Source organism: Methylomagnum sp. (assembly GCF_054333355.1).
The window spans coordinates 1-13,515 of record NZ_JBTEKS010000088.1 but is presented as its reverse complement, the minus strand read 5'-3'; the positions used below and the strand labels follow the sequence as shown (position 1 = coordinate 13,515).

Annotated in this window: 9 protein-coding genes and 1 pseudogene; 4 read left to right on the top strand and 6 right to left on the bottom strand. The window is 60.3% G+C overall.

From position 1 onward, the window contains the following. The 5 genes from ACXWUF_RS09065 to gltB form a co-directional block, all read right to left on the bottom strand. A partial coding sequence (locus ACXWUF_RS09065) for a sensor histidine kinase (RefSeq protein ID WP_458494346.1) occupies nucleotides 1–858 on the bottom strand: 858 nt, incomplete at its 3' end. Between the two features lie 433 nt (nucleotides 859–1,291). Continuing rightward, nucleotides 1,292–2,731 (bottom strand): glutamate synthase subunit beta, encoded by a 1,440-nt coding sequence (locus tag ACXWUF_RS09060; protein ID WP_458494345.1) that lies wholly within the window; start codon nucleotides 2,729–2,731, stop codon nucleotides 1,292–1,294. Between the two features lie 83 nt (nucleotides 2,732–2,814). Continuing rightward, nucleotides 2,815–3,051, bottom strand: a complete 237-nt coding sequence (locus ACXWUF_RS09055) for a hypothetical protein (protein WP_458494344.1) — start codon at nucleotides 3,049–3,051, stop codon at nucleotides 2,815–2,817. Further along, a complete protein-coding gene (locus ACXWUF_RS09050; protein ID WP_458494347.1) occupies nucleotides 3,035–3,292 on the bottom strand; it encodes a BrnT family toxin in 258 nt (85 codons plus the stop codon). The genes ACXWUF_RS09055 and ACXWUF_RS09050 overlap by 17 nt, the downstream gene beginning before the upstream one ends. 121 nt (nucleotides 3,293–3,413) lie before the next feature. Then, nucleotides 3,414–8,045 carry a glutamate synthase large subunit gene (gene gltB, locus ACXWUF_RS09045; protein ID WP_458494343.1) on the bottom strand — a complete coding sequence of 1,544 codons (4,632 nt, stop codon included), beginning with the start codon at nucleotides 8,043–8,045 and terminating at the stop codon, nucleotides 3,414–3,416. A gap of 623 nt (nucleotides 8,046–8,668) precedes the next feature. Between gltB and ACXWUF_RS09040 the strand changes: the two genes are divergently transcribed. From ACXWUF_RS09040 to ACXWUF_RS09030, 3 genes are all read left to right on the top strand, one after another. Beyond that, nucleotides 8,669–9,886 carry a UbiH/UbiF/VisC/COQ6 family ubiquinone biosynthesis hydroxylase gene (locus ACXWUF_RS09040; protein WP_458494342.1) on the top strand — a complete coding sequence of 406 codons (1,218 nt, stop codon included), beginning with the start codon at nucleotides 8,669–8,671 and terminating at the stop codon, nucleotides 9,884–9,886. A 143-nt stretch (nucleotides 9,887–10,029) separates the two neighbouring features. Further along, nucleotides 10,030–10,419, top strand: a complete 390-nt coding sequence (locus ACXWUF_RS09035) for a glycine zipper family protein (RefSeq protein ID WP_458494341.1) — start codon at nucleotides 10,030–10,032, stop codon at nucleotides 10,417–10,419. Between the two features lie 147 nt (nucleotides 10,420–10,566). Next, entirely contained in the window at nucleotides 10,567–12,108 is a 1,542-nt protein-coding gene (locus tag ACXWUF_RS09030; RefSeq protein ID WP_458494340.1) for a long-chain-fatty-acid--CoA ligase, read from the top strand. Nucleotides 12,109–12,192: 84 nt separating this feature from the next. Here ACXWUF_RS09030 and ACXWUF_RS09025 read toward each other — a convergent pair. After that, nucleotides 12,193–12,279 (bottom strand): annotated as a pseudogene (locus ACXWUF_RS09025) (IS200/IS605 family transposase); the annotation flags it as partial. A gap of 388 nt (nucleotides 12,280–12,667) precedes the next feature. Here ACXWUF_RS09025 and ACXWUF_RS09020 point away from each other — a divergent pair. Beyond that, on the top strand, nucleotides 12,668–13,515 hold an 848-nt coding region (locus tag ACXWUF_RS09020; RefSeq protein WP_458494339.1), incomplete at its 3' end, for an ArnT family glycosyltransferase.

Here is a 13,515-nt window from a genome sequence, read left to right as displayed (position 1 = left end):
TGACCCGGCCAAACTGATTGGCAGGGTGAAAAAAAAGGTGCTGCCCCGGCCCGGCGTGGATTCGACCCAAATCCGACCGCCGTGTTCTTCAACGATCTGCTTGGCGATGGCGAGTCCCACCCCGGTGCTTTCCAGGCGGTCGCGGGAGTGGAGGGTCTGAAAGATTTGAAAGATTCGGCTGAAATGACGCGGGTCGATGCCGGGTCCGTTGTCGCTGACGCTGAACTTCCAGACCGGCCCCTCGGCGAGGCAGGCGACGCGGATGACGCCCTCGGGCTTGTCCATGAAGCGGATGGCGTTGTCCAACAGGTTCTGGAAGACCTGCCGAATCCGGGGCCAGTGAACGCGCAGGCTGGGCAAGTGACCGGCGATGCTGACGGAGATATGCCCGGGCGGCATCAGGCTGGCGATGGATTCCTCGACTAACACATCCAATTCCACGGGCTGGGGCACGCCGTCGTTGTGGGCCAGCCGCGCCCAGCCCATCAGCCCGTCGATGAACGCATCCAGCCGTTGGACGCGGCCAATCAGCAAATCCAAGTGCTTGCGGCCTTCCTCGTCCATGCGGTGGGCTTGATCGGCCACGATCCAATTCGCCAAGGTGGTGATGCCACGTAGCGGCGCTTTGAGGTCGTGGGCGACGATGCCCGCGAAGTTCACCAAAACATCGCTGGACGAAACGGCCCGCGTCTCCGTGTCGAAACCAGCAAGGCCCGCAACCACCCGACAGGGTTCGGCAAACACTTTGGGCGCGGGAATCGGGGAAACTTTCGCCACTGGACCCGAAGGGCCGTCGGCTTCGGCCCGGCTTGGAAATCCAAACCGCTTCGGCATTGATGGGAAGCTGCACAACTTCATGGCGGCCTCTTGAATAGAAGTATCGTTCCCTGATTCCCACGGGGTGCATACGAAGACTTGGGTCGTCGATGCCAAACATGGGTGTTTAGCGGGTCATCATGATCCCGTATGAATGGGGAGAGCCGCGTGGCCGAATTGATCGAATGTCCACAAAGTTCTCCCTTGTAGGTTCAAGAATTTAGCGGAAGTGAGGGCGGGAGATAATAGGTAATGTAGCTAACCCTTTGATGCTACAGGCTCACTGGCCCGCAACGGCATAGGGCGTTCGGACAGGTGTCGGGCATGTCTTCCCGATGTGGCGGGCGTGCTTATGCTCGTGGTCCCGCCTTCAGGCGGTTGTTTGGCGTGAAAGAAAGAACCGCCTGAAGGCGGGACTACGAGCAACGGAAGGTGAGGCGGGCGCGATGGCGGAAACCACCGCGCACCCGGAAGATCAGCGGGGCAGTTCGGAGGAACCCATCAGGTATTCATCCACGGCGCGGGCGCACTGGCGACCCTCGCGGATGGCCCACACCACCAAGGATTGGCCCCGGCGCATGTCGCCCGCCGTGAAGACCTTATCCTCCGAGGTGCGGTAGCTCAGGGTGTCGGCCTTGACGTTGCGGCGCTCGTCGAGGTCCACGCCGAGTTGCTGCAACATGCCGTCGTGGACCGGATGGACGAAGCCCATGGCCAGCAGAACCAAATCGGCCTTCAGGCTGAACTCGCCGCCGGGCACCTTGTTCATCACCCAGCGGCCATTGTCCTGGGTCCATTCGACCTTGACGCAATTGATCCGCGTGACTTGGCCGTCCTCGCCGTCCAGCGACACGGTGTCCACGCTCCACATGCGCTCGCAGCCTTCCTCGTGGGAGCTGGAGGTGCGCAGCTTGTTGGGCCAGTTGGGCCAAGTGACGCTCTTGTTTTCCTTTTCCGGGGGCTTCGGGAGGATTTCCAACTGGGTGATGGACACCGCGCCGTGGCGGATCGAGGTGCCTATGCAGTCGGAGCCGGTATCGCCGCCGCCGATGACCACGACATGCTTGCCCTTGGCGCTGAGGCCGATGTCATCGGGGATAGTGTCACCGGCGTTGCGCTTATTCTGCTGGGGCAGGAATTCCATCGCGTAATGCACGCCCGTCAACCCGCGGCCCGGCACGCCCAAATCACGCGGCTTTTCGGAGCCACCGGCCAGCACCAGCGCGTCGAACTCGTCGAGCAATTGCTTGGCGGGAATGTCCTTGCCGATGTGCCAGTTGGGCCGGAACGTCACGCCTTCGGCCTGCATCTGGGCGATGCGGCGGTCGATGTGGCGTTTCTCGAACTTGAAGTCGGGGATGCCGTAGCGCAGCAAGCCGCCGATGCGGTCGTTCTTCTCGAACACCACCACGCTGTGGCCGACCCGCGCCAATTGCTGGGCGGCGGCGAGTCCGGCGGGACCGGAGCCGACCACGGCCACCCTCTTGCCGGTGCGGCGCTGGGGAATCTGCGGCTTCACCCAGCCCATTTCCCACCCCTTGTCGATGATCGAGCATTCGATGGACTTGATGGTGACCGGCTCGTCCGTCAGGTTCAGGGTGCAGGCGGCTTCGCACGGGGCGGGGCAGATGCGGCCCGTGAATTCGGGGAAATTGTTGGTGCTGTGCAGCACGTCGAGGGCTTCCCGCCAATTGCCCTGGTAAACGAGGTCGTTCCAGTCCGGAATGATGTTGTTGACGGGACAGCCGTTGTGGCAGTAGGGAATGCCGCAATCCATGCAGCGCGCGCCCTGCTTGCTGGCGTCTTCGTCGCTCAGCGGAATGACGAATTCCTGGTAATGCTGGACGCGATCCGCCACCAGGGTATAGCGCCTGTCTTGGCGGGAGATTTCCATGAATCCGGTTGGTTTGCCCATGCGTGTGTGCTCTCGTTCTCTTTGTGGTGTGCGAACCGCTGGGGGATGGCGTCCGGGCGGTCCTGTCGGATGAATGGGTTGATTTAGGCTGGTGTGCCGTGCGGCCCGGAATGCCTAGCGCGTTGCGCCCGGATAATGCCGCCCAAGGCTCGCAACGCCTCGTTGACGGATGCGGAATCGGGAAAAAGCTCGGCCACGTCCTTTTCCAGAATGACGACGTTTGAGCCTGCCGCCAGACGATTGACATATTTGCCGCGAACGCCACCAGAAAAATCGTATTCCGGTCGCAAGTCTTCGTTGTCTTTACATTCGGTATTCATAGCATTTTCTCTCCTGCCGGGTGGCGGTGCGGGCGCTAATGATTCGGATGCTAGCCCCTCTGTCCGTGTGGCTCACCACGAGTAGCCGATTGCCGCTAGATAGGCCCACCAACAAAAATCGGCTTTCGCCATGGGAATTGTCGGGATCAGGAATCGTAACGGAGAGCGGATCGTAAAAATGCGGACACGGCCTCTTCAAAAGAGATGCGGTGCTTTTTGAAATTACTCCGGGCTTTTTCACTATCCCACTGAAATTCAACCGTCATTCCCTGCCCGATTTCATCAATACCAAACTAGCTGATATGACGGCCAAAAGAGCTGGTAGGGTAGGGGGTTGCCTACCCTACTGACTCAGGGTCCGATCAATGCCGCACGTCGGCCTGTTCCGCCTTGGCCTTCTGCATTTTCTGCAATGCCTGCTTGTAGTCCACCGGCATGACCTTGACGAATTTCGGCAGGTAAGCCACCCAATTGTCGAGAATCTGCTTGGCCTTCTCGCTGCCCGTGTAACGGCGGTGCCGTTCTACAAGTGCGTGGAGGCGCCGCATGTCGTCGCGGGTCATGTCGTGCATGATGTCCACGAGGCCATGGGTTTCCAAGTCGCCGCCTTGATGGTCGAGCTTTTCCAGCGCGGCGTCCTCGGCGGGGATCGGCTCCAATTCCACCATCGACAGGTTGCAGCGGCGGTCGAAATCGCCGGTCTCGTCCAGCACGTAGGCGACGCCGCCCGACATGCCAGCGGCGAAGTTGCGGCCGGTGCCGCCCAACACCACGACCACACCGCCCGTCATGTATTCGCAGCCATGGTCGCCGACACCCTCCACCACGGCGAGGGCGCCGGAGTTGCGCACGGCGAAGCGTTCGCCCGCCACGCCCCGGAAATAGCACTCGCCCTGAATGGCGCCGTACAGGACGGTGTTGCCGACGATGATGTTCTCTTCCGGCACGATGGGGCACTCGGCGGGCGGGTAGATGACGATGCGGCCACCCGACAAGCCCTTGCCCACGTAGTCGTTGGCTTCGCCTTCCAGTTCCAGCGTGACGCCAGCGGCCAGGAAGGTGCCGAAGCTCTGCCCGGCGGTGCCTTTCAGGCGGACGTACAGCGTATCTTCCGGCAGGCCGGTGTGGCCGTAACGCTTGGCGACCTCGCCCGACAGCATGGCGCCGACGGTGCGGTTGAAATTGCGGATGGTGGTGTCGATGACCACCGGCTTGCGGTCATCCAGCGCGGGCTTCGCCATGTCGATGAGGCGCTGGTCGAGCGCTTGATCGAGACCGTGATCCTGGGTTTCGCACTGATAGATGGCGACACCGGGGCCGGGTTCGGGCTTGTACAGCAGCCGGGAAAGGTCAATCTTCGAGGCTTTCCAATGCTCGACCGCCTTGCGCATATCCAGCCGGTCGGCCTGACCGATCATCTCGGAGAAGCTGCGATAGCCCAGCTTCGCCATCAACTGGCGGACTTCCTCGGCGATGAAGAAGAAGAAATTCACCACATGCTCGGGCTGGCCGGTGAAGCGCTTGCGAAGCTCGGGGTCTTGCGTCGCCACGCCCACCGGGCAGGTGTTCAGATGGCATTTGCGCATCATGATGCAGCCCTCGACAATCAGCGGGGCGGTGGCGAAGCCAAATTCGTCCGCGCCCAGCAACGCGCCAATCACCACGTCGCGGCCTGTTCTCATGCCGCCGTCGGCCTGCACGCAGATACGCCCGCGCAGCTTATTCAGCACCAAGGTTTGGTGGGTTTCGGCCAAGCCGATTTCCCAGGGCAAACCGGCGTGTTTGATGGAGGTGATCGGGCTGGCGCCGGTGCCGCCGTCGTAGCCGGCGATGGTGACGTGATCGGCATACGCCTTGGCGACGCCCGCCGCGACCGTGCCCACGCCCACTTCGGAAACTAGCTTGACGCTGATGCGGGCCTTCGGATTCACGTTCTTGAGGTCGTGAATCAACTGCTTGAGGTCTTCGATGGAATAGATGTCATGGTGCGGCGGCGGCGAAATCAGGCCCACGCCGGGGGTGGAATGACGCACCTTGGCGATCACCGCGTCCACTTTGTGGCCCGGCAACTGACCGCCTTCGCCGGGCTTCGCGCCTTGCGAGACCTTGATCTGCAAATCGTCGGCGTTGACCAGATATTCAGCGGTGACGCCGAACCGGCCCGAGGCCACCTGTTTGATGGCCGAGCGCATGGAATCGCCATTGGGCAGCGGCGTGAAACGCTCCGAGAGTTCGCCGCCTTCGCCGGTGTTGGACTTGCCGCCGATGCGGTTCATGGCGATGGCGAGGGTGGTGTGCGCCTCGTAGGAAATCGAGCCGAATGACATGGCGCCGGTCGCGAAACGCTTCACGATGTCCTTGGTGGATTCCACTTCGTCCAGCGGCACCGCTTCCCGGTCGAACTTGAAGTCCAGCAGGCCGCGTAAAGTCAGCAGGCGCTCGTTTTGTTGGTTGATGGACTGGGTGTACTCGACATAGGTTTTCCAGTCGTTGGTGCGGGTGGCGTGCTGGAGCTTGGAAATGGTTTCCGGCGTCCAGACGTGGTCCTCGCCGCGCACCCGGTAGGCGTACTCGCCGCCCACGTCCAGCGAATTGCGGTAAATCGGCGCATCGCCGAACGCTTGGCGGTGGCGGCGGACGGCCTCCTCGGCGATTTCTTTCAGCCCCGAGCCATCGGTGGTGCAGGAGGTGCCGGTGAAATATTCGTCCAGGAACGGTTCGCTCAGGCCGATGGCATTGAAAATCTGCGCACCGCAGTAGGACTGGTAGGTGGAGATGCCCATCTTGGACATGATCTTCAACAACGCCTTGCCCACGGCTTTGATGTAGCGCTTGTGGACTTCTTCCTCGGACGGATTGTCCGGCAGGGTGGAGCGCATGTCCGACAGGGTGTCAAAGGCCAGATAAGGGTTGATGGCTTCGGCGCCGTAACCCGCCAGCAGGGCGAAATGATGCACCTCGCGGGCCTCGCCGGTTTCCACCACCAAGCCGACCTTGGTGCGGAGTCCCTTGCCGATCAAGTGGTAATGCACCGCCGAAGTCGCTAGCAGCGCCGGGATGGCGATGTGGGCGGAATCCATCTCGCGGTCGGAAATCACCAGGATGTTGTTGCCGTCATGCACGGCCTGTTCGGCGCGGGAGCAGAGGGATTTCAGGGCCGGTTCCATGCCGCTGGCACCGCTGTCGGCGGGATAGCAAAAACCCAGGGTGCTGGTCTTGAAGGCGCCGCTGGTGCGGGCCTCGATGCGGCGGATTTTCTCCAAGTCCTTATTGGTGAGAATCGGCTGGTGAGCCTCCAGACGCTTGTGACTGTCACTGTGGTGGAGTCCCAACAAATTCGGGCGCGGGCCGATGTGCGTCACCAGGGACATGACCAGTTCCTCGCGGATCGGGTCGATGGCCGGGTTGGTGACTTGCGCGAAGGCTTGCTTGAAATAGTCGTACAGCAGACGCGGACGGCTGGACAGCACCGCCAAGGCGGCGTCAGTGCCCATGGAGCCAACCGGCTCCTGACCGCTCAGGGCCATCGGCTTCAGGAAGAACTTGATGTCTTCCTGGGTGTAGCCGAACGCCTGTTGCCGGTCCAGCAGGGTTTGCGAATCCGGCGGCATCGCGGCCACTTCCGGCGGCAGCTTCTCAAGCTGGATTTGGGTTTCGTTCAGCCATTGCTGATAGGGCGCCTTGGCGGCCAGCTCGGTCTTGATTTCGGCATCGTCGATGATGCGGCCCTGCTCGGTGTCGATGAGGAACATCTTGCCCGGCTGCAAGCGCCACTTCTTGACGATCTTCTCTTCCGGGATGTCCAGCACGCCCATTTCCGAGGCCATCACCACGGTGTCGTCGTTGGTGATGAGGTAGCGAGCCGGGCGCAGCCCGTTACGGTCCAGGGTGGCGCCGATTTGGCGACCATCGCTGAAGGCCACGGCGGCGGGGCCGTCCCACGGTTCCATCAGGGCCGAGTGGTATTCGTAGAAAGCGCGGCGCTTGTCGTCCATCAGCGGATTGCCGGCCCAGGCTTCCGGGATCAGCAGCATCATGGCGTGGGCCAGGGAATAGCCGCCCATGACCAGCAGTTCCAAGGCGTTGTCGAAGCAGGCGGAATCGGATTTGCCGTGGGCGATCAGCGGCCAAATCTTGTCCAGGTCTTCGCCCAGCAGTTCCGACTGCATGGAATGGCGGCGGGCCGCCATCCAGTTGACATTGCCCGTCACCGTGTTGATTTCGCCGTTGTGGGCGATCATGCGGAATGGGTGGGCCAAATCCCAAGTGGGGAAGGTGTTGGTGGAGAAGCGCTGATGGACTAGGGCCAGGCCGCTGACCATGCGCTCGTCCTGCAAATCCTTGTAGAACACGCCGACCTGATCGGCCAGCAACATGCCCTTGTAGACCAGGGTGCGGGAGGAGAAGGACGGGATGTAGAACATCTTGCCTTCGGCGATGTTCAGGTCGCGGACCTTGTTGTCGATTTGCTTGCGGATGATGAACAGCTTGCGCTCGAAGGCGTTCTGGTCGGCGCACAAACCGGAGCAGCCGACGAACACTTGGCGGATCACCGGCTCGATGATCTTGACCGATTCGCCGAGACCCTCGTTGTCCACCGGCACGTCGCGCCAGCCGAGAACGGTTTGCCCTTCGGCCTTAATCATGTCCTCGACGACTTTTTCGCAAGTCGCCCGGAGTTCCGGGTTGCGGGGCAGGAAGATCATGCCGACGCCGTATTGGCTCAGGTCCGGCAGATTGATGCTTAAGGCCGCGCATTCCGGCCGCAGGAACGCATCGGGGGTTTGAATCAGGATGCCGGCGCCGTCGCCCGCCAGAGGATCGGCGCCCACCGCCCCGCGATGGGTGATGTTCTTGAGGATTTCCAGACCCTTGCAGACGATGTCGTGGCTTTTATGGCCTTTGATGTGAGCGATGAAACCCACGCCGCAAGCGTCGTGTTCATTACGCGGGTCATAAAGACCTTGCTTGGCGGGTACAGCGTTGAAACTCATTGATTTACCTCTGTCGGGGGCATGGCGGGCGGCTGTCGATCACAGCACACCCGCCGCAAAAGGCTTCTGGGCGCACCGTGACGACCGCCGAAGTCAGGTCGCAGCCTTCTGATTTTGGCTGCGGAAAATACGGCGGCAAACATGCCGGGCTAAATTAAATGGCCGAAAAATATAAAGAATTTGGCCTTTTATTTCAAGCGGAAGCCAAATAGGCGGCAGGCTATCGCGCTATGTGGATTTCCCCCTCTCCCTGTGGGAGAGGGCTGGGGTGAGGGTGTTCAAAAATGGGATTGCTTCAAATTAAGCCGCCCTCTTCGTAACTCGGGAGATGTTTTTCAAGGAAGAAATCCTTTTTGATCCCCCTCACCCTAACCCTCTCCCGGTGGGAGAGGGGACAAAAGTTTCCTTTCATACATGGCGCGATTGCCCTGCGAATAGGCGGCAGGGAGCGGATTGGGTGGCTAAAGGAAACATGGCGTTTACCCATGATCCATTTTTCCCGCCAAAACGCCCAAAGTCCGGGTTTCACGGTTGCCATCGGAACCTTCTTGCTTTCTACTTTACGCCGCTCGCCCGGAGTGACCGAGGTCGGATCAACCGGAGCGATTCGGGAGAAAAAAGCAATGCAAGATGAATACGATGTTCTCATAGTGGGCGGCGGCATGGTGGGCGCGACCCTCGGCTGTGCGTTGGGGGGAAGCCGCTTGCGGGTGGCTGTGCTGGAAGACGCCCCCCCGCCCGCCTTCGCGCCCGAGCAACCCCACGACCTTCGCGTTTCGGCTGTCAGCATCGCCTCTGCCAGCGTTCTTAAAACCGTCGGCGCCTGGAAGGGCGTCGTCTCGCGCCGCCTCTGCCCGTTCCGCCGGATGCGGGTCTGGGAGGAAAAAGGCGACGTGGAATTCAACAGCGAGGAACTCAACGAGCCGGTGCTGGGCTATATCGTCGAGAACCGCATTATCCAACTCGCGGCCCTCGACCGCCTGAAAGATTTCGCCAACGTCGATTTGCTGTGTCCCATCAAGACCCGCAAGATCGACTACGCGCCGGGTGGTTCCACGGTGGAATTGGAAGATGGCCGAGTCCTGAAAGGGCGGCTGTTGGTGGCGGCGGACGGCGGCTTCTCGCGGGTCCGGCAGGCGGCGGGCATGGGCGTCAGCGGTTGGGACTACGAGCAGCACGCCTTCGTCCTCACCGTGGAAACCGCCTACGGCCAGCAGGACATCACTTGGCAGCGGTTCACTCCCACCGGGCCGCTGGCCTTCCTGCCCTTGGATGGCCCTAACGCCTCGCTGGTTTGGTACAACACGCCGGAAGAAGTAAAGCGGCTCAGGTCATTGCCGGATGATGAGCTGATGCGCGAACTGCTCGCCACCTTCCCGGCCTGCCTGGGCGACATCAAAGCCATCACCGCCAAGGGCAGCTTCCCGCTCAAGCGCCAGCACGCCCTCGGCTACACCAAGGAAGGCGTGGCGCTGATCGGCGACGCGGCCCACATGATCCACCCGTTGGCGGGGCAGGGCGTCAATATCGGCTTGCTGGACGTGGCGGCGTTGGCCCAGACTATCATGGGGGCGCATCGCAGTGGCAAGGACATCGGCGCGGCCAAGGTGTTGAGCGAATTCGAGTCCATGCGCCGTCACAACAACCTGTTGATGATGACCACCATGGATATGTTCTACCGGGTGTTCAGCAACGCCAATCTGCCGCTGAAATTCGTCAGGAATCTTGGCCTGGGCTTGGCGGAGCGGATCAAGCCCGCCAAGAAGATTGCCATGCGCTACGCCATGGGCGTCGGCGGCTCCTTGCCGAAGCTGGCGCGGGGCGAAGCCATCGTGGGTTGAAACAGCGAACTGGATGGCCTGTCGAACTGCTATTGGTTTTCATTGGGGGCGGCGCGATTTATTCTTGATCGCCGATGGGGGTGGCCGACGCCAATCCGGTTTCGGCCTGTTCAATAGCAACGAAGCACGAGATAGGCGTTTTTATGATTAAGCAGGCATCCCTAGTATTGGTTTCATTGTTGGGTCTGGGCGGTTGCGCCACCTATTCCAACTGGCAGCCGGTGGTCGATCCCTATGGCGACCGCAACCCTTCGATGATTCAACGCGATACTGAAGAATGCAGAATGCTCGCTGGCGAGGCTGGCAGCACGGGCACTGAAGCGGCCAAGGGCGTGGCGGCGGGCGGTTTGCTCGGCGCGGCGGCGGGCGCGGCCATCGGCGCTGTGACTGGCAGTCCTGGCGCGGGCGCGGCGATTGGCGCGGCGGCGGGCGGCATCGGCGGCGGTGCCCAGACGGGCGTTTCCGGCGACGAGCAATACAAGCGCGCCTTCGTCAACTGTATGCGCAATCGCGGACACAACGTCATCAACTAATGGGAGCGCGGGCGCCCCCGCCCGCGTTCTCGCGGCCAAGATGGCCACGCTCCAATCCCGCCGTGATCCAACCTGGGCGCGGCGGGATTGTTTTGTCGGAAGCCAAATCATCCCAACCAGCCAACCATCATTCCCGGAACCTTTCCCATGTCCACCTTGATACAAGCCCTGCGGGACAGCGCCCGCCAATTCCCCGACCGCCCGGCCATCATCACCGGATCGACCATTCTGGATCACCAAACCTTCGGCGGTCTCTCCGACCGGGTGGCGGCGGGCCTCGCTGAGCTGGGCGTCGTCCGGGGCGACCGGGTGGCCCTGTACTGCCCCAATTGCCCGGAATTCGCCATCGCCTACGCAGGGCTACTCAAGGCCGGGGCGACGGTGGTGCCCGTCAACCTGCTCATCAACACCGAGGAAATCGCCTACGTGTTGAACGACGCGGGCGTCAAGGGATTGATTTTCCACGCCGCCTTGGCCGAAGCCATCGCCAAGGCGCGGCCCTTGGTCCAGGATTTGGCTTTCAGCGTCGTCATCGGTGCCGCAGTGGACGGCGCTTTGAATTTCGACCGCCTGTTGAATTCGGGGGCACCGATCCCCGAGCCTGCGCTCGATCCGCAGGAGGATGTGGCCGCGATTCTCTACACCTCCGGCACGACGGGCTTCCCCAAGGGCGCGATGCTCACCCATGCCAACCTCGTCGCCAACACCGGCAGCGTGCGCGAGGCCATGCATTGGCGACCGGGCGAGGATGTGGTGCTGGTGGTGCTGCCCATGTTCCACGCCTTCGCCGCCACGGTCGGGATGTTGACCCCGCTCACCAACGGCTGCGCCTTCGTGCCCGCGGCGCGCTTCGAGCCGGACCTGGTGGCGGACACGATCCAGGCCACCCGCTGCACGATCTTCCTGGGCGTGCCGAGCATGTACAGCGTGCTGTTGCGGCTCAAGGATGAAAAAACAGCGGCGCTGGCCTCGCTGCGCCATTGCGTGGCCGGGGGCGCGGCCTTGCCGGTGGAGGTGCTGCGCCGCTTCGAGGCCAAGTTCGGCGTCCGCATCTACGAGGGCGACGGTCCCACCGAATGCTCGCCCGTCACTTGCGTCAACCCCATCGGCGGCGTGGCGAAGCCCGGCACCGTGGGCTTGCCCGTACCCGGCGTCGAGATGCGGATTGTGGACGACGAGGGCAACGAGCTACCCGACGGCGCGGTGGGGGAAATCGTCGTGCGCGGTGCGAATGTGATGAAGGGCTACTGGAACCGCCCGGAGGAAACCGCCGAGGTGTTCCGGGATGGCTGGCTCCTGACCGGCGATTTGGGCACCCGTGACGAGGACGGTTATTTCAGCATCGTGGACCGCAAGAAAGACCTCATCATCGTCAACGGCATGAATGTCTATCCACGCATGATCGAGGAGGTGTTGTACCGCTTGCCGGGGCTCAAGGAAGCCGCTGTGGTGGGCGAGTTCAGCGAGTTGCACGGGGAGGTTCCCGTCGCCTATGTGGCCGTGGACGAGGCGGCGGGGCTAACCGAAGCCAGCCTGCGTGCCCATTGCCGGGAATGTCTCGGTCGCCATCAAGTGCCCAAGCGCTTTGAAATCCTGCCGCAGTTGCCGAAGAACGCGACGGGCAAGATTCTCAAGCGGGAATTGCGGAAGCAGGGGGAGATTGAGCGGGGCGTGCGGGGGTTGGAATAGATGATTTGCCGATTTTAATTCCCGGCAGATATGGATGCCGGCATTGGATGAGATTCATTGGAGGAGCCATATTGTAGGATGTGCCAAACAAAGGCTGCGACGTTTGAGGATAAATACAACGTAATGCTTACACTCCCATTTGGAATGGCTTAGACTTTCAAACTCGTCCATCGGGATTCTTCTCAAGTATGTGCTTGACGGCCCACAGCGTGGAATTTTCCCGATGGACTCCCTGAAACATCAAACCTTCACTGTCCCCCCGGCAGAACCGGAGGATTTCGCTTTATTGAATAAAATGCAAATCGGTTTTGTGTAGATTTAGTTTTTTTGGGCGGTGGACTTATAGCGGTGGACACTCGGACTCGACATAGGATTTACATTTAAACTCAAGGGCTTGCATTGTATTTTTGTATCGAACCCAAATGGATGCCGCTATAATTGGTTGCCGAATTTTTTCGGGGCCGCGCTATCTCCGGCGTGGATAGTCACACTCAACCAAATTAAGCCCACCTCCTTTTTCTGATGGCTTGCTACTCCGCCAACAGTAGGAAATGATCGAATGTTATCTTTTGTCGAGAATAAAGAATCCACTAGGTGTTCTCAGTGGATATTTCTAATCTGTCTTTTTTGGTTGCTACTTGCGTTGCTGCTCTTCACAGCCAGCAATCCGGCTCTACACCATCGTCCATTTGGCATGGAACACGCTTGGGTAAGTGCGCATTTCGCTGTCATTGCGCGTACGTTCGCCGAATATGGCGTTTTCGGTTTGCATGGGATTCCTATACAAAATAATGGCTTATTGAGCGGACGCCCAGACGTCTACCTCCATTGGCCGCCATTATTTGGAATACTGCTGTCTCAGTTAAACTTACTCTTTGGGGCTTCTGAAAACACTGCCTACGGCATGATGTTCACAATCATGTTAATGAATGCGCTTTTGCTCTTTTTGATAGCAAGACGCCTCTCTAGCACCGAGGCAGGCCTTCTGAGCGCGTTTGCATGGTTCGCCTTGCCCATCAATATAAAATTTGGCTACTTGGTCTTGCATCTAAATTTTGCCATCACGATGGTTTTGCTCGCGATACTGTTCTTGGTTCGCAGGATCCAAAATGTAGGATTGCACGCGGTCAATACAGCTTTCGGCTGTTGCGCAATCGCAATCGCCACGTTGACATCCTGGGAACCGGTATTGATGACTTCCGGCCTGTGGTTGGCGGTATGGCTAGCGAATGTACCTCAATTACGAATGACACTTGCTGCATATATGATAACGGCAATAGCGATTGCCTCTGGCGTTTTAGCTTGGTATTCATTTATGTACCCGGAAATGGCAAGCGATATTATTCATGCAGTGCTTCGTCGACTTAACCTTGCCCGTGAAGCACCTTCGATTGATGATATATATAA